Source organism: Streptosporangium sp. NPDC023963 (assembly GCF_040639135.1).
In the GTDB taxonomy this organism is placed as follows: domain Bacteria; phylum Actinomycetota; class Actinomycetes; order Streptosporangiales; family Streptosporangiaceae; genus Streptosporangium.
This window is the reverse complement of record NZ_JBEZZK010000003.1, coordinates 242556-263577: the sequence shown is the minus strand read 5'-3', so window position 1 is coordinate 263577 and position 21022 is coordinate 242556. Positions and strand designations below refer to the sequence as shown.

Genomic DNA, 21022 nt, shown 5'->3' with positions numbered 1-21022 from the left:
CTGCCGACAGACTAGACGTGGCTGCGGAATGCCCGGATCGCCAGCGGGGCGAAGACCACGGCGAAACCGGCGGCCCAGAGCAGCGAGAAGAAGGCGGCCTGGCCGACGTCGCCGCCGATGAGCAGACCGCGGATGGCGTCCGCCAGGTGCGTGACGGGATTGATGTCCGACCAGGTCTTCAGCCAGGAGGGGAAGGTGGCGGAGGGCACCAGCGCGCTGCTGGTGAAGGTGAGCGGCATCATCGTGGAGAAGGAGATCATCTGCACCTTCTCGGGACTGGAGGCCTTCAGCCCGATCAGCACCGACATCCAGGACATCGCCAGGGCGACCACGACCAGCAGGGCCAGCGCGCCCAGCAGGCCGAAGACGCTGGTGGTCACCCGGAAGCCCAGCACCATGCCGAAACCGATCAGCAGGGCGAACGCCCACACCTGCTTGACGGTGTCGGCGATGATGCGCCCCGACAGGGGCGCGGTGCGGGCGATGGGCAGGCTGCGCAGCCGGTCGAAGACGCCCTTGGTGATGTCGGTGTTGAGACCGATCGCGGTGGACAGCGTGTAGAACAGGGCGTTCTGCACGAGCAGGCCGGGCAGGGCGAACTGCAGGTAGTCGCCGGTGGATCCGGAGATGGCGCCACCGAAGACGTAGGTGAACAGCAGCAGGAACATGATGGGCTGGATGCTCAGATCCAGCAGCTCCCACGGGTTGTGCTTGATCTGGACCAGGCTGCGCCAGGCCAGTGTCATGGTCTGCTGCAGCGTGGCCAGGGGAGTGACGCGCTTGGCGGCCACCTGCGGGATGGTCGTCGTGAGCGTGGTCATGCGAAGGCCTCTTCTTTCCGGGGGGTGCCCTCGTCATCGGGGGCGCTCTCGTCGTCCGGCAGGCGGCCGGTGAGGGACAGGAAGACCTCGTCCAGGCTGGACTTGCGCAGCGCGAGCTCCGAGGCGACGACGCCCTGGTCGTCGAGGCGGCGCACGATCGCGGGGACGACGGCGGGGTCGTGGACGGGCGCGGTGGCCCTGCCCCCGCCGAGGTCGGGCGCCTCGCCCAGCACGTCGGCCATGATCTTGCCGACCAGGTCGAGGTGCTCGGCCTGCAGGGGGCGCACCTCCAGGACCTGGGCACCGGTGGTCGCCTTGAGCTGGTCGGAGGTGCCGGAGGCGATGACCTTCCCGTGGTCGAAGACGACGATGTCGTCGGCGAGCTGGTCGGCCTCCTCCAGATACTGGGTGGTGAGCAGCACCGTGACGCCGTCGGCCATCAGGCCGCGCACCACGCTCCACAGCTCGGTGCGGCTGCGCGGGTCGAGCCCGGTGGTGGGCTCGTCGAGGAAGAGCACCTGGGGGCGGCCGACCAGGCTGGCGGCCAGGTCGAGACGGCGGCGCATGCCGCCGGAGTAGGTCTTGGTGGCGCGCCCTCCGGCGTCGGACAGGTCGAAGCGCTTCAGCAGCTCGCTCGCGCGCGCCCGGGAGTCGGCACGGGTCATGCCCAGCAGGCGGCCGATCATCATCAGGTTCTCGACGCCGGTGAGCATCTCGTCGACGGCGGCGTACTGGCCCGTCAGGCCGATCAGCGAGCGCACCTGGTGTGCCTGGCGGATCACGTCGTAGCCGCCGACGCTGGCGGTGCCGGCGTCGGGACGCAGCAGGGTCGCCAGGATGCGCACCGCGGTGGTCTTGCCCGCCCCGTTGGGCCCCAGCACGCCCAGCAGCCGCCCCTGCGGCACGACGAGATCCACCCCGTCCAGCGCGCGGGTCTCCCCGTAGCGCTTCACCAGGCCCTCGGCCTGGATCGCATAGGTCATCGTTCGCACCTCTCAGTAATCATCGGACCTCCAGCATGCACTGCGGCACCGACACTTTTTGGGACTCGGCTGGGGCGGAAATGAGGAAACCCCGGTTGATCGCCGGAGAACGGCCGGCGGGAGACCTCCTGCCGAGGCGCCCGTTTCCGGGCCCGCCGGGCCGCCCTCCCCCGTGCCGGGAGGAGTCCCTACCGTGACGCGGCCGGAACGCCCCGCCGGGACAAGAGCGTTTAGGCTGGCAGCGTGAGCGACCGAGCCGATGAGCACAGTGCCGCCTCCGAGGAGGCCAAGGCGGCCGATCTGCCGGGTGAGCGCCGCGCCGGCGTTCCCGGGCGCACCGGCGTCTCCCTGCGCGCCCCCGCCAACCCGGTCTCCCGCAAGGCCATCGTGCTGTGGTTGCTGGAAGGGCTGTTCTGGTCCGTTCTCCTGGCCGGGGGTTCCTTCTTCCTGGCCGGGTGGATCGACGAGGACCCGTGGTCCTGGCTGCCGGGCTGGGCGCTCGACAACATCCGGTGGCTGCCGTGGCTGGTGGTGCTGCTCCTGGTCCCCGGCACGCTCATCGAGCCGTTCTGGCGGTACGCCGTGCACCGGTGGGAGCTCAGCGGGGACGTCGTCTACGCCCGTTCCGGGTGGCTCAGCAGGGAATGGGTGTTCGTCCCCGTCAGCAGGATCCAGACGGTCGACAAGGCACAGGGCTGGTTCGAGCGCCTGCTGGGCCTGGCCACGGTCGAGATCCGCACCGCCTCCCACGCGGGCTCGTCCACCATCAAGGGTCTTGAGTACGAGATCGCCGCCGAGCTGGCCGAGAACCTCGCCCGCCGTGCGGAAGAGCTCAGGGACGACGCGACATGACCGAATCCTCCTCCGACTCCAGCCGTCCACCGGCCGCACACGTGCCTGACGGGCATCCGCCGGCCGGCTCCGACCCGCAGGCCGGGCCGGACGGTCCCCCGGCGGGAGCGTGGGCCGCCCCCGACGGCGGCGCCCCGGGTTCCCCCGGTGACGGGCCGGGTCTCCCGCGCGTGCCCGGCGGTGACGGGCCGGGTCTCCCGCGTGTGCCCGGCGGTGACGGGCCGGGTCTCCCGCGTGTGCCCGGCGGTGACGGGCCGGGTCTCCCGCGTACGCCCGGCGATGACGGGCCGGGCTTCCCGCGTACGCCCGGCGGTGACGTGGCCGGTGCGGGAGCCGTGCCGGAAGGGGTCCCGGTCGCGCCGGGTGCGGAGGGGACGGGAGGCGTGCCGGCGGAGAGGACGCCGACGGAGAGGCCCCTGCGGCTCAGCCCGAAGGTGCTGCTGACCGATCCGATCAGGATGCTGCCCTCGCTCCTCCTGCCGCTGGCCGGTGTCCTGTTCCTCGGCGGTTTCTCCCTCGGGTCGTTCGGATGGGCGGCGACGGCCGTCGTCGGCTCCGTCGTGTTCGCGGCCGTGCGCTGGGTCACCTTCACCTACCAGATCGTCGGCGACAGGCTGGAACTCACCCGGTCACTGATCAGCAGGTCGGTGCGGACGATCCCGCTGGAGCGGATCCGCGGCGTCGACGTCAGCGCCCCGCCGCTGCACCGCCTGCTCGGCATCGCCGTCCTGCGGATCGACACCGGCGCGGGCGGGGACGAGAAGCAGGAGGGCGAGCTCGACGGGGTCACCGTCGAGGAGGGGGAGCGGCTCAAGGCCGTGCTGCTCTGGCACGCGCGCGCCCGGACGGCGAGACGTGTCCAGGCGCGCGGGGCGGCTTCGGCGGCCGGGGCCGCCTCAGGTCCCACCGAGCTCACCGCCGGTGTGTCCGGCACGTCCGGCGTGCCCGCCGGGTCGCGGAGGGGAGGCGCCGGATCCTCCACCCGCCACGAGGTGGGCGACACGACCCCCGACCGGGTGTTCTTCGTGATGCCGAGGAAGTGGCTCGCGTACGGCCCCCTCTCCGGCGCCTACCTGCTGACCCCGTTCGCGCTGGTGGCCGGTGCCGTGGGCCTGGCGTTCCAGTGGGGCAGCGAGTTCAGGATCGACAGGCGGGTCGTGGTGAGTCTGGGGGAGTGGATCTGGCAGCACCCGCCCCTGCTCGTCGCGGCCGCGGTGCTGCTGGTCCTGGCCATGCCGGTGATCGCTGTGATCATGTACGCGGTGTTCAACTGGGACTTCACCCTCCGCGCCGGCGAGGGATACCTGATCGCCGGGCGCGGTCTGATCACGCGCAGGAGCGTGTCGCTGGAGCGGCGCAGGGTGCGGGGGTTCGAGTTCGTCGAGGGACCGGCCGAGCGCCGGGCGGGGCTCGGCCGCGCGTGGGCGATCGTGACCGGTCTCGGCGACTCGGAGACCCGGGGCCAGCTGATGCCCGTGGCCCCGAGGGACGTCGTGCTCGGCGTGGTGGGCGAGGCGATCGGCCCGATCGCCACCGGGCTGCGGCCGCACCCGCCGGCGGCGCGCAGGCGCAGGCTGTTCCGGGCGATCTTCCCCTGGCTGGTGATCGCCGCCTGTACGGTGACGGCCGCCCTGCTGTGGTCCGGGATCTGGTGGGCGCTCGCGGTGCCCGCCCTGCTCCTCGCGCTGCTGGGCGTACCGCTCGGCCTCGACCGGTACCGGTCCCTCGGCCACACGTACGACGGGAGCCGCCTGTCGGTCCGGTCGGGGTCGCTGCGGCGCTCCCAGGCGGTGGTGGAGCGGCGGGCCGTGGTCGGCTGGACCCTGAGCCAGACCTGGTTCCAGCGCCGCGCCGGCCTGCTGACCGTGACCGCGGGCGTGGGGGCGGGCACCGGCGGCTACGCGGCCCTGGACGTCGGCGAGGCCGAGGGGCCCGCCTTCGCCGCCGAGGTCACCCCCGCCTGGCTCACCCCGTTCCTCATCCCGGACGCCTTCACCGCTCCTGAGGTCCCCACCGCTCCGGACGCCGCCGGGGGCGGCTGACATACGACGAGGCGGGGACGACCGGTGTCCCGGTCACCCCCGCCTGGTGCGGTGCGGTCAGTCCTGGCGGCGAGCGCCGAACATGATCTCGTCCCAGGTGGGCACGGACGCGCGCCGTCCCCGGGACTTCTTGGCAGGCCGCGCCGGAGCCGGTGCCGGCTTCGGCGGCTCCGCGGGCTTCTCCGCCGCGGGCTTGTCGACCTTGGTCTCCTGCATTGCCCCCGTGTCCCCCTGTGTCTCTTGCCTGCCCGGCTCGGCCTTGGCCCGCTCGTCCACGCTGACGCGCGCCGCCGGTACAGCTATCGAACCCTCCTGGGCCGATCCGGTCTCCGGCGCGGGTTCGGAGGCGGGGGTCTCCTTCGCCGCGACGGTCTTCTCCGCTTTCGCGGAAGCCTGCTCGACGGCCTTTCCGGCGGCGGGGGATCGCTGGTCGGAGGGGCCGGACGGGACGGCGGCCGGAGCGGGCCCGGCCGGCTCGGGTGTGGCCGCCGCGGGGGGCGGCGAGGGCTTCGCGACCTCGGCGACCTCGGGAGCCTTCACGACCTCCGGGGTCTTCGCCACCTCCGGGGCCCGCACGACCTCCGCCGTCTTCGCCGCCGCGGGCTCGGCCACGGGCTCCGGCCCGGTGACCGCCTCCCCGGGGGGAGTAGCCGGTCCGGGCTCGGGAGACGGCTCCCGCGCAACGACCTGTTCCCCCGCGGCGGGTCCGTGCGCGGCGGGCGCCGGTTCCGGCGCGGTCGCCGAGGGCGGTCCGGCCACCGGCGCGGCGGGCTGCGGCGCCGGGACGGGCCGCGGCGCGACGGGTGCCGGGGGCTCCGGCTCCGGGGCGGTGAGCTGCTCGTACGCGGCCGGTGTGACCGGCTCGTACGCGGCCGGCTCGTACGTGACGGGCTCGTGCGCGGCCGGGGCGACCGGCTCGTACGGGGGCGGGTACGGGGCGAGGGGTTCGGGCAGCACGGGCTCGGGGGGCCTGACCCGCGTGACGGGATCGGCACCCTGGGCCGCGGGGGAGGCGGGCTCGGCGGCCCTTTCCGGCTGGTGTCCGGCCGGGTCGGGAGCGCGCAGCGGCGGCACCGACACCCTCGGCGCCTCGTATCCGGCGGGGAGCGGGGGCATGGGCGGCTGCTGGTAGGCGGCCGGGGACGCCGAGGGCGCGACCGGCGCGGGAGGCGTCGAGGACGCGGGGGGCGCCGAGGACGCCGAGGACGCCGAGGACGCCGAGGACGCCGAGGACTCAGCCTGGGCGTAGGCGGGCCGGGGCTGGGCCGGGGCCTCGTGCCGCAGGACCGAGGGGAAGGCCACCGGCGGCTGGTTCAGCGGCTCGGGTGCCAGCGGCGGCACCGGCGCGAGCTTGGCCACGCGCGGAACGAACGGCGTGACCGTGGTGTCCTCGAACGATTCGACGTCCTCGCCGCTGGACAGCCGCAGGGCCTCGTCGTCGTGGGGCGTGATGTGGCGCCGGCGCGGGTCGAAGAGCCACTCGGCGTTGCGCGTGTGACCGTTCCACACGAAACCGAGCTTGATGCGCCACATGTTGTCGTCCCGCTTGGCGGAGTCCCACTCGATCTCGTCGGCGGGGACGCCGCGGCGGGTCAGCCGCTCGGCGACCAGGTCGCCGAGGGTGGGACCGGGAGCGGAGTCGCCGGGCAGGCGTACGGCGCAGCGCTGCGCCTGCTGTGCCATGTACTCACGTTCCTGGAGCACGGGGCCCTCGAACCACCGCACGCGCTCGACCGGGATTCCCGCCGTGTTGGCGATCTCCTCCGCGGTCTCGCCGGCACGGATCCGGGCCTGGATCTCCTTGGGGCGCAACGGACTCTCCACTTCGATCTCGTACTGGCCGAGACGGGAGAAGTTGCCGCGGACGGCAGCACGGAGCCGGTCGTCGACGGGCAGCGTGAACCGGGTGCCCCGGCCGGCTGTCGCCAGCACGAGATAGGTCCCGTCCTCACTCACCGCGACGAGTCGGAGCTCCTGCATGCGAGTCCCTTCGTCGTCGTGCTCAATCTTCCCCCGGACCCTTGAGTCTCTCGCGTGTGCCGGTTGCCTGCCAGCACCGTACCCGGCATGTCCGAACATCGCCTTCCTGGATGGGGCTCGCAGCGATGTGACGCCGGTCACATTTGCTCCATTCATCTAATTACAGGGCACCGGTCTGGAGCAGCAACTTCGGGGTCCTCAAGGGATTCTCACGGATAACACCGGGAACCGCTGCGGACTTCCACCAAGAACCGGGAGATGGCGGTGAGGCCGGTCCGCCGGTCCAGGGCGGGTATGCCGCGATTGCGGCGATGTGCGGGGGCCGGTCGTCGCGGTCCGTGACGACGGGACGCGGCGGCGGCTGACATGGACGGCGGGAGAAGGTCATCTCCAGCGGACTCCCTCGGGGTCGAGCGGCACGGGCGTCTGCGAATCTGCCCCTCGTGCGCGCCCGGGGAACGACGGGACACGCGGACGCGTCACTCTTCGAGCGAGCCTTTGCGCCACCCTTTACCGAAAGCTGGTGAGAAGCGGCCGATTCGGGGGAACGGGGCGCGGTCCGGGGACCGTGCGGCAGGGGGGCGCAGGGCACCGTCCCTCAGCCCAGGACGGTGTCGAGGTGGTCGTTGGCGAAGGTACGGCCCGGGTCAAGAACATCCCGTACCGCCAGGAAGTCAGCGAAACGGGGATATACCTGTGCCAGGTAGGCCGCGTCGCGGGTGTGCAGCTTGCCCCAGTGCGGCCGGCCGCCGAGCCTCGTCATGATCTCCTCGACGCCCCCGAAGTAGGCCGGGTTCGGTGTCGGCCGGTAGACGTGGCAGGCGAGATAGGCCGAGTCCCTGCCGTAGGCGGTGGACAGCCAGGCGTCCGAGGCCGGGGTGACCCGCACCTCGATCGGGAAGCTGATCTTCCAGTCCCGCCGTTCCAGCAGGTCGCGGACCTCGCGGAGGGCCTGGCCGAGGTGCTCGCGCGGGATGGCGTACTCCATCTCCAGGAAGCGCACCTCCCGCACGCTCGTGAAGACCCGGTGCGAGGCGTCGGTGTGGGCCGAGGCCGACAGCGTCGCGGCCGAGAGCGCGTTGAGCCGGGGGATGGCGCCCGGGTAGCGTCCGCCGACCCCGCACAGCGCGCCGAACAGGGTGTTCTCCATGAAGTGGTTGTCGAGCCAGTGCTTCAGCGCGGCCGGGGGCCGGGCCGGGCCGGGGCTGCGGTTGTTGCGCTTGGTCAGGCAGGTGTCGGTGTGCGGCAGCCAGAAGAAGTCGAGGTGCTCGTTGCCGGCGACGAGCGCGTCGAGGGAGCCGAGGATCGCGGTCAGCGTCATCGGCTCCCGGACGCTGTGCAGCAGGAAGGCCGGCTCCACCCGGAAGGTCACCGCGGTCACCACGCCGAGCGCGCCCAGGCTCACCCTGGCGGCGTCGAACAGGTCCCGCTCGGCCACCCCGCGGATCTTCCCGTCGCCGTCGCCGTCGCCGCGGACCGTGACGATCTCCCCGTCGGCGAGCACCAACTCCAGCGCCAGCACCTGGTCGGCCATCCCGCCGACGTCCCTGCCGGTGCCGTGGGTGCCGGTCTGGATGGCCCCGGCCACGGTCTGGGCGTCGATGTCGCCCATGTTGGCCAGGGCCAGGCCCATCCGGTGCAGTTCCCGGTTGAGCTCGCCGACCGTCGTCCCGGCCTCGGCCGTCACCCAGCCGTCGCCGGTCTCGCGGATCCCGGTCAGCGCGCCGGGGCGCAGCAGGAGGCCGTCGGTGAGCGCCACCGGGGTGAACGAGTGGCCGGTGCCGGTCATGCGTACCCGGCGGCCCGCCGCGGCGGCGTCCCGCACGGCCCGCGCGACCTCCTCGGCGGAGGCGGGCGCGCGGACCTCCGCGGGGGTGGCGGACTGGTTCCGGGCCCAGTTACGGAAGGTCTCGCCCATGGTCACTCCTGCTCCGCGGGCGGCACCCCGCCGTCCGGGGACGCCGACGCCCCGCTCGTGGGGGAGTCCCGCCCGGGATCAGGTGGGTCGCCGCCGGTTCACGTTCGTGTGGTTCGCCAGGGAATATGAACGATACTCACGATCACTGCCGGGCGACAGGGGTCCGCAACCAGGTGAAACCGCCGACGCCGATCGTCACGGCCGGTAGGGCGCGGGCGAAGGAGAACGCCGTGTGCGGCCTCCCCGAGCCGGCCGGCAGGTGCGACCGGCGGGCGCGTACGGAGCGAGCCGGGCGAGGGCGCGGTCGCGCCGGCCGCGCCGCCGGTGGCGAAGAGCGTCCGGCGGGGGCGCCGTGGTGGGTGCGGAGCGTCATGCCGGTCAGCGTGGCGCCGTGCGTCAGGGTGAGCGGGATGACTACTCTGGCCTGGCCGAACCTGTCCACCAGGCGCCCTGACGGCGGGGCCGCGACGGGCCCTGACGGCGGGGCCGCGACGGCCGAGGAGACGCCGACGACGGCCGCGACCGCGCCCGCCGTCGCGTAGGAGCCGGTGAGCGCCTCGATGAGCAGAATGACGCCGATGCCGAGCATCGACACGGGTATCCGCCCGAAGAATCCCGCGGCGGCGAAACCCCTGACGCCGGGCGTGCTGGAGAGCCCCCGGTACGGCCCGACCGCCGATCATCTCCCTGCCGCCCTGCGCGCGTGGAACGGGCCGACGATTTCGCCTAGATTCGCCCAGAACCGCCGACCGGCACGTGATTTTCCGGGCAACGGCTCACGACACGGTCCGTTGGAGCTAACGTGAGCGCGGTGTCACGTCTTCCCGGGTTGCGGTTGTTCGTCCCAGTAGTAGTGGTCATGACCGCCCTTCTCGCCCTCGGCGGCGTCGCGCTCGCGGTGATCAACGCCGGTCGCCCCTCCGCTCCCGCTGCCTCCGCGGCCTCCGGTGAGAGCGCCGTCGTGGAGTCCCGCATCCGGGACCTGGCGGCGATCGCGCCGGTGACCGGCTCTCCCACGGTCCCGGCGAACCCGGACCCGAGCCCCGAGCCGAATCCGGACGCTCCGGCCGGAGAGGACCCGGCTCCGCAGAATCAGGACCCGCGGAGCCAGGACCCGCGGAGCCAGGACCCGCAGAATCAGGACCCGCGGAGCCAGACCCCGCAGAACCAGGACCCGCAGAACCAGGACCTGCGGAGTTCAGGCCCGCGGAACCCGGACCCGCGGGATTCGGGCTCGAGCGACCCCGCCTCCCCGGGACCGACCCCCGGGCCGGAAGCCGGGCGGACCCCCGTCCCCGAACCGGGGACGACGGGAACTCCCGGACCCGCCTCCACCCCGCCCAGGTTGCTGGTGATCTCCCCCTCGACGCTGACCGAGCAGACCAAGGAGGACATCTCCCGGCTCAAGTACGTCCAGAAGATCGACTCCTTCGACGGAGGGGCGGTCAAGGTGTCCGGGATCGGGCTCAACCTCATCGCGGTCGATCCGGCCCGCTTCCGTGCGTGGGCACCCAGGGCCGTCGCCGAACAGCAGGGGATCTGGAACGCTCTCGCCAGAGGGGAGTTCGTCGCCGACAGCGCGGCGGCACGCCGCCTCGGACTGGTCCTCGGCTCGGAGTACCAGGTGGACGGCGGCCCCCGGCTCCGGGCCGCGGCCTCCGCCGGATTCGGCCTGCCCGGTGTGGACGGCATCGTGGGGGAGGAGACCGGCCGCAGGCTGGGCCTGCTGCCGGGCGTGGCGCTGCTCGTGCACAGCTCGGAGAGGGCCGCCGGCGTCCTCAGGACCCGGGTGGGCAGGCTGCTGGGCCCGGGTTCCCAGGTGGTCGCCGTCGGCGGTGCCCGTACGGTGAAACCCACCCTGAAGCCCACCACCGGCGCGACGACCGGCAGGGCGGGCGCCGGCCGGGTGCGGCGGGTCGCGATCGGCAGGCCGGGCAGCTACCTGGAGCTCTATCGCAAGGCGGCCGGAGTCTGCCCGGGGCTCTCCTGGACGGTCCTGGCCGCGATCGGCCAGGTGGAGAGCTCGCACGGGCGCAACAACGGCCCCTCCTCGGCGGGCGCGCAGGGACCGATGCAGTTCATGCCCGCCACCTGGAAGGCCTACGGGGTGGACGGCGACGGCGACGGCATCGCCGACATCTGGAACCCCTACGACGCGGTCCCCGGCGCGGCCAACTACCTGTGCGCCAACGGGGCGGGCCGGGGCGGCAAGAAGCTGGAGAAGGCCATCTGGTTCTACAACCACTCCTGGTCGTACGTCTCCAAGGTCATGGGCATCTCCCGCGGCTACGCCGCCGCCTACCCCTGAGGCGCCCGCACCTGTCCGCCGGAGCACCCGCGCCCGGCCACGCTCGCGACCGGGCAGTGCCCGTGACCACTCGCGACCCTGCGACCGGCCGTGCCATGACCGCCTACGGCCCCGTGACCGGCCGTGCCGCGACCACTCGCGGTCCCGTGACCGCCTACGGCCCCGCGACCGTCCGCGGTCGCGCGGTCACCCGCGGCGGCGCGGCGGGGCCGGGCAGCAGGTGGCCGCGCACGCGACGGGCTCGGGCTCGGCGAGCAGCTCCCCGACCATCGAGACGAACCGCGGGTGGGTGCCGGCCGTGGACGCCCTGACCAGCGGCAGGCCGATCTTCCTCGCCGTTTCCGCGGCCTCCACGTCGAGGTCGTAGACGACCTCCATGTGGTCGGAGACGAAGCCGATCGGCACCAGCGCCACCGCCGGGGCGTCGACCTCCGGCAGGTGGTCGCAGACGTCGGGTTCCAGCCACGGGATGTGCGGGGCGCCGCTCCGGCTCTGCCAGACCAGGTCCCACTCCCTGTCGCCGCCGCCGCTCACCTCGGCGGTGATCAGCGCCGCCGCCCGGCGCAGCTGCGCCTCGTACGCCCCGCCGCCGGGTCCGGCCGTCGCGGCCATCGAGGCCGGGATGCTGTGCGCGGTGAAGACCAGCCGCGCGGAGTCCCGGAGCCCGGCGGGCAGCCGGTCCAGGGCCTCGCGGGTGTGGTCGGCCATCGCCGCGACGAACCCGGGGTGGTCGAAGTAGTGCCGGAGCTTGACGACCTCCGGGGCGCCCTCGACCGCGGCCCTGGCCAGCGCGATGTCGTCGATGTACTGGCGGCAGGCCGAGTACGAGCTGTAGGCGGAGGTGACGAAGGCCGCGGCCCTGCGCACCCCGTCCGACGCCATCTGGCGGAGCGTGTCCTCCAGGTAGGGATGCCAGTTGCGGTTGCCCCAGTAGACCGGAAGGTCGACGGTCGGCTCCACGGCCGCGATCAGGTCGCGGCACTGCTGGTTGATCGGGCTGGCCCCGCCGAAGCGCTGGTAGTGCGCCTCGACCTCCAGCAGCCGCTCACGCGGGATCCCCCTGCCCCGGACCACGTTCTCCAGGAACGGCATCACGTCGTCCGGCTTCTCAGGTCCCCCGAACGAGACGACGAGAAGCGCGTCGTAATTCCCCATGGCATTCATCAAACCGCATGCCGGGGTGTCCTCTTGCCTGGTCACCTTGAGTAGTTCGTTATCAACAAGGTTTGTGGATGCGTGTTCGGATGCATGTTCGGAGACGATCGCCGAGGTAGGTTCGAAACCGTGACCCCATTTAACGACATCCGCGATTATGTCGGCTTGCCGCGGGTGGCATCCCTGCGGCTATCCCCCGACGGAGCGCGTCTGGTCAGCGTGGTGCAGGCGCTCAATCCCGACGGAAGATCCTACGGGACCTCCCTGTGGGAGATCCCTCTCGACGGCCGCCGGCCGTACCGGCTGACCAGATCCGTCAAGGGCGAGGCCGGGGCCGCGTTCACGCAGGACGGCGACCTGCTCTTCGGCTCGCGCCGGCCCGACCCGACCGTCAAGGAGACCGACGAGGAGGTCCCCGCGCTCTGGCTGCTGCCCGCGGCGGGGGGCGAGGCCCGGCAGGTCGCCTCCCGGCCGGGGGGCATCGCCGGGTTCGTGACCGGTGGCAAGACCGTGGTCTTCGGCTCCGACGTGCTCCCCGGCGACGAGGCGGGCGAGGCCGAGCGGCGCAAGACGCGCAAGGACGCGGGGATCAGCGCGATCCTGCACGAGAGCTACCCGGTGCGTTACTGGGATCACGACCTCGGCCCCGGAGAGCCCCGGCTGTTCGCGGGCACCCTGGGCGACGGCGAGCGGCTGACCGAGGTCAGGGACCTCACCCCGGAGCCGGGCAAGGCGCTGTCCAGCCACAGCGCGTGCGACGTGACACCGGACGGCTCCACGGTCGTGACGACCTGGGGCGTGTCGATGCCGCGGGGCGAGCTCCGCTTCGAGCTGGTCGCCATCGACACGAACGACGGCGGCGCCCGGCGGGTCCTGGCCGCCGCGGACGAGCACGACTTCGACGAGCCGGTCAAGATCTCCCCTGACGGGCGCCTGGTCGCGTGCGTCAGGAACAACCACGCCGACATCGACCGGATCCCCGAGAGCACCCTGTGGATCGTCGACATGGCCACCGGAGAGGGCCATCCGGCGGGCGGCGAGCTCTGGCCGTCCGACATCGCCTGGGCGCCCGACTCCCGCTCGCTGTTCGTGGCCGCCGACGACCGCGGCCGCCGCCCGATCTTCCGGGTCCCGGCCGACGGGTCCGCGCCGGAGCGGCTCACCGCCGACGACGCCGCCTACTCCTCGCTCAACGTCGCGCCCGACGGGGCCGTCTACGCGCTGCGCAGCGCCGTGGACGCTCCCGCGGCCCCGGTCAGGGTGGCCCCGGACGGCACGGTCGGGAAGCTCGCCTCCCCCGCCCCCGAGCCGGAGCTGCCCGGCACGCTCACCGAGGTCACCGTGACCGCCGACGACGGCGCGGAGATCAGGGCCTGGCTGGTGCTGCCGGAGGGCGCCTCGGCGGAGAACCCCGCCCCGCTCCTGCTGTGGATCCACGGCGGCCCGCTGTCCAGCTGGAACGACTGGTCCTGGCGCTGGAACCCGTGGATCATGGCCCAGCACGGTTACGCCGTGCTGCTGCCGGATCCGTGCCTGTCCACCGGCTACGGACCGGACATGATCCGGCGCGGCTGGGCCGACTGGGGCCCGCGGACCCACGCCGACCTGATGGCGATCACCGACGCCGCCCTGGAGCTGCCCCAGGTCGACCCCGCCAGGACCGCCGCCATGGGCGGCTCGTTCGGCGGCTACATGGCCAACTGGGTCGCCGGGCACACCGGCAGGTTCAAGGCGATCGTCACCCACGCCTCGCTCTGGAACCTCGACCAGTTCGCCGGCACCACCGACGCGTCCATGTACTGGCAGCGCGAGTTCGGCTCCCCGGGAACCAGCCTGTACGCGAAGCTCTCCCCGCACCTGTCGCTGGAGAACATCTCCACCCCGATGCTGGTCGTCCACGGGGACAAGGACTATCGGGTGCCCATCGGGGAGGCGCTGCGCCTGTGGTGGGACCTGCAGCGCTCGGAGGTGGAGTCGAAGTTCCTGTACTTCCCCGACGAGAACCACTGGGTGCTCAAGCCGGGCAACGCGGTCGTCTGGTACGAGACCATCCTGGCCTTCCTCGCCCAGCACGTCCTCGGGCGCGAGTGGAAGCGCCCGGAGTCGCTGTCGTGAGCCCGGCGCGGCGAGCGGGGGTCGCCGTGCGGCGGGAGCGGCCACGGAGGACCCGGGGGCGGGCGGGACGAGCGGGGAATGCGGTACGCCCGGCTGGGCATATGGGGGCGACGGGTGCCATCGTGGATCCGTTGGAACGAGTGAGGAGCGGATCGTGGACAGCGCCGTGACCTTCGGCCGGCTGGCGGAGGAGATCGCCAGGGAGGCCGGCGAGATGCTGCTGGCCAAGCGGCCGCCCCGCCCCGAGGTGCTGGCCACCAAGTCCAGCCCCACCGACGTGGTGACCGCCCTCGACCGGGCCTCGGAGGAGCTCATCCGAGACAGGATCAAGGCGGTCAGGCCCGACGACGCGATCCTCGGCGAGGAGGGTGGTCCCACCGGCGACGGCAGGGTCCGCTGGGTCGTCGACCCGATCGACGGGACGGTCAACTTCCTGTACGGGGTGCCCGAGTGGGCGGTCAGCATCGCGGTCGAGGTGGACGGCGAGGTGATCGCGGGAGTGGTCAACGTCGTGCCCCGCGGCGAGGTGTTCACCGCCGTCAGGGGCGGGGGCGCGTGGCTGGCGGGGGAGCGCCTGAGCTGCAACACCGGCGTGCCGCTGGAGCGGGCGCTGATCGCCACCGGGTTCGGTTACGAGAGCGGGCGGCGCGAGGTGCAGGCGGAGGTGCTCCGCCACGTGCTGCCCCGGGTGCGCGACATCCGCAGGGGCGGCTCGGCCGCCTCCGACCTGTGCGCGGTGGCGGCGGGGCGGGTGGACGGCTACTACGAGCGCGGCCCCCAGTACTGGGACTACGGGGCCGGCGGGCTCATCGCCGCCGAGGCGGGGGCCAGGGTCGGCGGGCTGGAGGGCAGGCCGGCCGGCCCCGGCCTCACCCTGTGCGCGGCACCCGGCCTGTTCGAGGAACTGCACGACCTGCTGCTCCCGCTCGACCCGGAACGCGACGCCTGACCCCGGTGTTCCCCCGCCCGGCCGTCCGCCCCGGTCGTGAGGGCTCCCGGCTCTCAGCTCCCGGCTCCCGATCGACGGGGCGAGGGAAAGAGGGGAAGAGGGCACGAAAAAGCCCCCCGGCCGGTGGGCCGGGGGGCTCCTTCCCATCAGCGCTGAATGGGGACGCCGTTGTCTGTGGCCAGACGGTGGAGATCCTCGATCTCGGCGGTGAAGGTGTCGGCGAGGTAGTCGTCGCCGGAGGTCCTGGCCTCCTGCAGATTCCTGCGTGCCTGGTCGAGGCGGTGTTCGATTGTGGTGGTGAACTCGCCCATCTCACCTTCTTTCTCACGGGCTCATGGGGACGGAAGGTACCGCGATAGAGACTGGAACCGGCTGTACCCAGGGTGAACCACGAGCTAAACCTACGTGTTCCCGACATCACACGCGGTGTCCCCTCTCGTGAGGGCCTTACCGTGTGCTTACAGGTGGTGAGGCGAGAATGGGGAGCCGGGCCGGCGGTTGCTCAGGGAATGTGACGGGAGGTGCCATAAGCCGTGCGAGTGCTTGTGGTTGAGGATGAGCGGGTGCTCGCCGACGCGATCGCGACCGGGCTCCGGCGCGAGGCGATGGCCGTGGACGTGGCCTACGACGGCGCCGGGGCGCTGGAACGGACGGGATACATCGACTACGACGTCATCGTCCTGGACAGGGACCTGCCCAAGGTCCACGGCGACGAGGTCTGCCGCCGCCTCGTGGCCTCCCGCACCGCGTCCAGGATCCTCATGCTGACCGCCTCCGGCGACGTCGACGACAAGGTGGAGGGGCTGGGGCTGGGCGCCGACGACTACCTGGCCAAGCCCTTCGTGTTCGTCGAGCTGGTCGCGCGGGTGCGGGCGCTGGGCCGCCGTTCCGCCCCGGCGCTGCCGCCGGTGCTGGAGCGGTCGGGGGTCCGCCTGGACCCGGGCAAGCGGCTGGTGACCAGGGACGGCGGTGAGATCGCGCTCACCAAGAAGGAGTTCGCGGTCCTGGAGGAGCTGATGCGCGCCGAGGGCGCGGTCGTCAGCCAGGAGGACCTGCTGGACAAGGCGTGGGACGAGAACATCGACCCGTTCACCAACGTGGTGCGCGTCACCATGATGACGCTGAGGAAGAAACTGGGCGAGCCTCAGGTGATCGAGACGGTGCCCGGGGTCGGGTACAAGTTGTGAGCACTCCGGCAGGCGGGGGAGAGGAACGCCCGACGTTCGTCCCGGTGGGCGAGAACCGCGAGTCGGTGCCGACCCACCCGATGATCAGCCCCCACTCCGAGCGGGGCACCTGGAAGAGCGAGCAGCTGGAGTCCGGGCCCCCCGGGAAGGAGGGGAGGCCGGCCGAGCGGCCCCCGCCGCCGACCGGCCCGCCCGCCTGGGACGGGCCGCCCCCGGAGGGTGCCGCCCCGGCCCCGCGGACCCCGCTGGACCGGCTGCGGACGGTCCTGGACCGGCTCAGCATCAGGTGGCGGCTCACCCTCACCTACGCCGCGCTGTTCTTCATCGCCGGTGCCCTGCTGATGGCCGTGATCTACCTGATGGTGGGCTGGGCGCTCTCCTCGGGGTGGCCGCCCTTCCCGTACGACGAGCTGCGGGAGCTCGTGGGGCCGGAGGCGGCGGCCATCTTCAAGCAGCAGTGGTACTGGCAGCAGCACGCCGCGATCTCCGGGGCGCAGCGGGAGCTGCTGGCCCGCGCCCTGCTGGCCCTGCTGGGGGTCGGCATCCTGGCCGTCATCATCGGCTACATCGTCGCCGACCGGGCGCTCAAGCCGATCCAGCAGATGACCGCCACGGCCCGCAAGCTGTCGAGCTCCACGCTCGCCCACGAGCGGATCGACCTCAAGGGGCCCGACGACGAGCTGAAGGAGCTGGCCGACACCTTCGACGCGATGCTGACCAGGCTCAATGTGGCGTTCGACACACAACGAAGGTTCGTGGCCAACGCCTCGCACGAGCTCCGCACCCCCCTGACGATCAACCGGACGGTCCTGGAGATCGCCCTGGGTGATCCGGAGGCGTCGGGTGACCTGAAGGCGCTGGGCCGCACCCTCCTGGAGGTCAACGCCCGCAACGAGCGCCTGATCGAGGGCCTGTTGCTGCTGGCCCGCAGCGAGCGCGAGCTGAGCGTGCGCAAGCCGGTGGACATGAAGGACGTGGCCGAGACCGTCGTCGACCAGCTCGCCACGCGGGCCGCGGAGGCCGGGGTCACCGTGATCCCCGAGCTTCGCAGCGCCGAGACCGTCGGCGATCCGGTGCTGCTCGAGCGGTGCGTGGCCAACCTGGTGGAGAACGCGATAAAGCACAATCTCTCCGATTCCGGACGTCTGTGGGTCAGGACGGGAATGGTGGAGGGTGCCTTGGTTGTTCAGGTGGCCAACACGGGGCCGCATGTGCCCGCGTACGAGGTGAACAGCCTTTTCGAGCCGTTCCGGCGGCTCAACGCCGACCGGGTCGACTCGGACAAGGGGGCGGGGCTCGGGCTGTCCATCGTCCGCGCGGTCGTGCGCGCCCACGGGGGCAACGTGACCGCCATACCCAGGGACGGAGGGGGTCTGGTGGTCACCGTGCGACTTCAGTCACGTTGATCCGGCGGGGGGCGTCTCGTTCACGCCGTACATGTGGTTGGATGTGCCGTCGAACACGGTGGTGCATGCCGCCGATGCTGTGGTTTACGCCATATTTGGCTAACCGTGGCCATTGGCAGTACGTCCCTCACGTGTAGGGAGGTTCAGTGACCATTCCGGCAGGGTACCGAAGCAGGAATCTCTCTGGCGGATCGGGCACAAGTCGTGCCTCTCGAACGTTACACACGCGCGAGTGAGCGCAGACAGATAGATGAGGGGGATGGAGCAGACCGATGGCTACCGATTACGACAGCCCACGCAAGACCGACGACGACCTCAGCGAGGACAGTCTTCAGGAACTGCAGGCCCGCCGTACCGACAAGTCCTCGGGCAGCATCGACATCGACGAGACCGATCTCGCCGAATCGCTCGAACTGCCGGGCGCGGACCTGTCAAATGAGGAGCTCTCGCTCCGGGTGATTCCTCGTCAGGCCGACGAGTTCACCTGTGCGCGCTGCTTCCTGGTGCACCACCGCAGTCAACTCGCCGTTGAGAAGAACGGCCAGCAGATCTGCCGGGAATGCGCGGCTTGAGATGATTCCGATGGCCTGTCCGAGGTGTGCTCTTCCAAGTATGGGTAGGGCCTCAGGACAGCCTTGAGGAGGTTCCGAGACATGACGTCAGAGAACAGGCGGACCGGTGCCGCGCCGGACGACTCCACGGCCGGGGAGTCGGCCGGCGCGCCTGATCACGAAGTGGCCGCGGACGACGGTCCCGATCACAAGGGGGCCGCGGACGGCGGGGCCGGCCGGGAGGCGCCCGCGGACGGCGCGCCTGGTCACGGAGCGGCCGCGGACGGCGGATCCGGCAGGAAAGTACCCGTGGACGACGGATCCGATCGGGAGGCGGCCGCGGGCGGCCGGTCCGACCAGGAGGTGGCCGAGCTCGTCGGCAGGCTCGCCGAGCCGGGGGACATGGACGGGGCCGAGCGGCGGCGGCTGCTCGGCCGTCTCACGAAATCACTGGCGCGAGGGGCGAAGAGGGCCAAGGAGTCGGGAGAGGGCCGGGGCCGCTGGCTGACCGACGTGTTCATGGCCGTGGCACCCCGCATCCCCATCCGCGACCTGCACACCCTTTCCGAGCATCATCACGGTCGCACCTCCGAGGCGCTCGCCGACGACCTGGTACGCACCGCGACCAAGGCGACCATGGCGGTCGGGGCCATCGGCGGGGCCGTCGCCGCCGCCGAGTTCGCCGCTCCTCCCCTCCTGCTCTCCGCCCCCGCCCAGCTCGTGGCCGAGACGCTCGTCGTGGCCGCGATCGAGGTGAAGCTCATCGCCGAACTCCACGAGGTGTACGGGATCCAGGTGCCGGGCACCGGCTCCCAGCGTGCCATGGCCTTCGCGATGGCCTGGTCCAAGCAGCGCGGCGTCGACCCCATGGCACCCGGGACGATGACCGTCGCCCTGGGCACCGCGGCCAAGACGGCCCTGCGCAACAGGCTGATGCGCACCCTCGGGCGCCACCTCACCACCTTCGGCCCGTTCCTCACCGGCGCCGTGGCCGGAGGGTTCCTCAACCGCGCCGCCACGAAGAAGCTCGGCGAGGTCGTACGGGCCGATCTGAGGGTCAACCGTGCCCTCCCGCCTGGGAAGTCATAGAAACCTCTCAAACGGGTAGTTAATTCAGTAAGCCCCCGACTACCTGGAGGAATCTGTGCTGGGCCGCAGCGCATTTGTGATCGTCGCCAACCGTCTCCCCGTCGACCGAGTCGGTGAGGACATGTGGCGGCGCAGTCCCGGCGGCCTCGTCACCGCGATCGCCCCCGTCCTGCAGCGCAGGGAGGGGGCCTGGGTCGGCTGGCACGGCGCCCCCGACGAGAACCTCGAACCCTTCGAACACGACGGCATGCAGCTCGTCCCCGTCCCGCTGTCCGAATCCGAGGTCGAGCTCTACTACGAGGGCTTCTCCAACGCCACCCTCTGGCCGCTGTACCACGACGTGGTCGCCGCTCCCGCCTACTCCCGGGTCACCTGGGAGGCCTACCGCACCGTCAACGAGCGCTTCGCCGAGGCCGCGGCCGCGGAGGCCGCGGAGAACGCCGTCGTGTGGATCCAGGACTACCAGCTCCAGCTGGTCCCGGCCATGCTGCGCAAGCTCCGCCCCGACCTGCGCATCGGTTTCTTCCTGCACATCCCCTTCCCGCCGGTCGAGCTGTTCTCCCAGCTGCCGTGGCGGCGCGAGATCGTCGAGGGCCTGCTCGGCGCGGACATGGTGGGGTTCCAGCGCCCCGGCGGGGCGTCCAACTTCATCCGGCTCTGCCGCCGCCTGCTCGGTCTCCAGCACCACAAGCACGAGATCTACGTGGGGGACCGGGTGGTGCGCGCCGGGGCGTTCCCCATCTCCGTCGACTTCGGCGAGCTCGACTCCCTGGTCAGGGAGCCGCACATCATCGCCAGGGCCAGGGAGATCCGCGCGGAGCTGGGCGACCCCGAGTGCCTGCTGCTCGGCGTCGACAGGCTCGACTACACCAAGGGCATCGGCCAGCGCCTGAAGGCGTTCGGCGAGCTGCTCTCCGAGGGGGCGATCAAGCCGGGTGAGGCGGCGTTCGTACAGATCGCCACCCCGAGCAGGGAACGCGTCGAGGAGTACATGCGGCTGCGCGACTCGATCGAGCTCCAGGTCGGCCGGATCAACGGCGAGCAGGGGGAGCTCGGGCAGCAGCCCGTGCAGTACATGCACCAGTCGTACGGCCGGGACGAGCTCGCCGCGCTCTACCTCGCGGCGGACGTGATGGTGGTGACGCCGCTGCGCGACGGGATGAACCTGGTCGCCAAGGAGTACATCGCCTGCCGCAACGACCTGCGCGGCGCCCTGGTTCTCAGCGAGTTCGCCGGGGCGGCCGACGAGCTGCGCCAGGCGTTCATGGTCAACCCCTACGACGTCGACGGCCTCAAGCGGGCGATGCTGACCGCGATGCGGGCCACCCCGCACGACCTGTCACGCCGGATGCGGTCACTGCGCCGGAGGGTGTCCACCTACGACGTGGACCGCTGGGCGCAGGAGTTCCTCACCTCGCTGGAGTCCTCGGGGTCCACGGCGTCCCCGGGTTCCCAGCTGCACCCGGAGGCCCTGGAGCCGTCGGAGTCCCCGGAACCCTCCTGACCTCTCGCCGGGATCACCGGGATACACACGGAGCCCCGGCGCGGTCGAGTCCCTCCGGGCCTCGCCGCGCCGGGGAGCGACATCCCCGGAGGAAGGCCGGTGCGACCGCGTCGTTCCGGCCTCCCGCCAGGCCGTACGAAGCGGCGGCGCCGCAGCGGAGGC

At 72.1% G+C, this 21022-nt stretch carries 17 protein-coding genes; 10 read left to right on the top strand and 7 right to left on the bottom strand.

All coding sequences use genetic code 11. The features are described 5' to 3' along the window. Positions 1-11 precede the first annotated feature (11 nt). Positions 12-821 (bottom strand): ABC transporter permease, encoded by an 810-nt coding sequence (locus tag AB0F88_RS12450; RefSeq protein ID WP_362681332.1) that lies wholly within the window; start codon positions 819-821, stop codon positions 12-14. Further along, positions 818-1804 (bottom strand): ATP-binding cassette domain-containing protein, encoded by a 987-nt coding sequence (locus AB0F88_RS12445; RefSeq protein WP_362681329.1) that lies wholly within the window; start codon positions 1802-1804, stop codon positions 818-820. Before AB0F88_RS12445 ends, AB0F88_RS12450 begins: the two co-directional genes overlap by 4 nt. 243 nt (positions 1805-2047) lie before the next feature. Between AB0F88_RS12445 and AB0F88_RS12440 the strand changes: the two genes are divergently transcribed. Continuing rightward, complete coding sequence (locus tag AB0F88_RS12440) at positions 2048-2656, top strand: PH domain-containing protein (protein ID WP_362681326.1); 609 nt, start codon at positions 2048-2050, stop codon at positions 2654-2656. A 383-nt stretch (positions 2657-3039) separates the two neighbouring features. Beyond that, positions 3040-4698 carry a PH domain-containing protein gene (locus tag AB0F88_RS12435; protein ID WP_362681322.1) on the top strand — a complete coding sequence of 553 codons (1659 nt, stop codon included), beginning with the start codon at positions 3040-3042 and terminating at the stop codon, positions 4696-4698. A 57-nt stretch (positions 4699-4755) separates the two neighbouring features. Here the strand turns inward: AB0F88_RS12435 and sepH are convergent, their stop codons facing one another. From sepH to AB0F88_RS12420, 3 genes are all read right to left on the bottom strand, one after another. Next, complete coding sequence (gene sepH / locus AB0F88_RS12430) at positions 4756-6678, bottom strand: septation protein SepH (RefSeq protein ID WP_362681320.1); 1923 nt, start codon at positions 6676-6678, stop codon at positions 4756-4758. A gap of 598 nt (positions 6679-7276) precedes the next feature. Next, positions 7277-8596: a D-arabinono-1,4-lactone oxidase gene (locus AB0F88_RS12425; RefSeq protein WP_362681317.1), complete on the bottom strand. Its 1320-nt coding sequence runs from the start codon at positions 8594-8596 to the stop codon at positions 7277-7279. A 142-nt stretch (positions 8597-8738) separates the two neighbouring features. Next, complete coding sequence (locus AB0F88_RS12420; RefSeq protein ID WP_362681314.1) at positions 8739-9185, bottom strand: hypothetical protein; 447 nt, start codon at positions 9183-9185, stop codon at positions 8739-8741. 222 nt (positions 9186-9407) lie between these two features. Between AB0F88_RS12420 and AB0F88_RS12415 the strand changes: the two genes are divergently transcribed. Then, positions 9408-10904, top strand: coding sequence for a lytic murein transglycosylase (locus AB0F88_RS12415; RefSeq protein ID WP_362681311.1), 1497 nt, complete (start codon positions 9408-9410; stop codon positions 10902-10904). Between the two features lie 186 nt (positions 10905-11090). On the opposite strand, the gene AB0F88_RS12410 is transcribed toward AB0F88_RS12415, so the two are convergent. Next, complete coding sequence (locus AB0F88_RS12410; RefSeq protein ID WP_362681308.1) at positions 11091-12059, bottom strand: ferrochelatase; 969 nt, start codon at positions 12057-12059, stop codon at positions 11091-11093. A 93-nt stretch (positions 12060-12152) separates the two neighbouring features. Between AB0F88_RS12410 and AB0F88_RS12405 the strand changes: the two genes are divergently transcribed. Both AB0F88_RS12405 and AB0F88_RS12400 read left to right on the top strand, forming a co-directional pair. Next, positions 12153-14174 carry a S9 family peptidase gene (locus AB0F88_RS12405; RefSeq protein ID WP_362681305.1) on the top strand — a complete coding sequence of 674 codons (2022 nt, stop codon included), beginning with the start codon at positions 12153-12155 and terminating at the stop codon, positions 14172-14174. A 154-nt stretch (positions 14175-14328) separates the two neighbouring features. Continuing rightward, positions 14329-15123 carry an inositol monophosphatase family protein gene (locus AB0F88_RS12400; RefSeq protein ID WP_362681302.1) on the top strand — a complete coding sequence of 265 codons (795 nt, stop codon included), beginning with the start codon at positions 14329-14331 and terminating at the stop codon, positions 15121-15123. Positions 15124-15269: 146 nt separating this feature from the next. Here the strand turns inward: AB0F88_RS12400 and AB0F88_RS12395 are convergent, their stop codons facing one another. After that, complete coding sequence (locus AB0F88_RS12395; protein ID WP_362681299.1) at positions 15270-15434, bottom strand: hypothetical protein; 165 nt, start codon at positions 15432-15434, stop codon at positions 15270-15272. Between the two features lie 222 nt (positions 15435-15656). Here AB0F88_RS12395 and AB0F88_RS12390 point away from each other — a divergent pair, with 222 nt between their 5' ends. From AB0F88_RS12390 to AB0F88_RS12370, 5 genes are all read left to right on the top strand, one after another. Further along, on the top strand, positions 15657-16310 hold the full coding sequence (locus tag AB0F88_RS12390; RefSeq protein WP_350976070.1) for a response regulator transcription factor: 654 nt from the start codon (positions 15657-15659) through the stop codon (positions 16308-16310). Next, the gene (locus tag AB0F88_RS12385; protein WP_362681296.1) at positions 16307-17716 is read left to right on the top strand and encodes a HAMP domain-containing sensor histidine kinase; all 1410 of its coding nucleotides are present in this window, start codon (positions 16307-16309) and stop codon (positions 17714-17716) included. The genes AB0F88_RS12390 and AB0F88_RS12385 overlap by 4 nt, the downstream gene beginning before the upstream one ends. 272 nt (positions 17717-17988) lie before the next feature. Further along, entirely contained in the window at positions 17989-18288 is a 300-nt protein-coding gene (locus AB0F88_RS12380; RefSeq protein ID WP_030914836.1) for a DUF4193 domain-containing protein, read from the top strand. Positions 18289-18576: 288 nt separating this feature from the next. Further along, positions 18577-19356 carry a hypothetical protein gene (locus tag AB0F88_RS12375; RefSeq protein ID WP_362681293.1) on the top strand — a complete coding sequence of 260 codons (780 nt, stop codon included), beginning with the start codon at positions 18577-18579 and terminating at the stop codon, positions 19354-19356. 55 nt (positions 19357-19411) lie between these two features. Beyond that, positions 19412-20860 (top strand): trehalose-6-phosphate synthase, encoded by a 1449-nt coding sequence (locus AB0F88_RS12370; protein ID WP_362681290.1) that lies wholly within the window; start codon positions 19412-19414, stop codon positions 20858-20860. Positions 20861-21022: the final 162 nt, after the last annotated feature.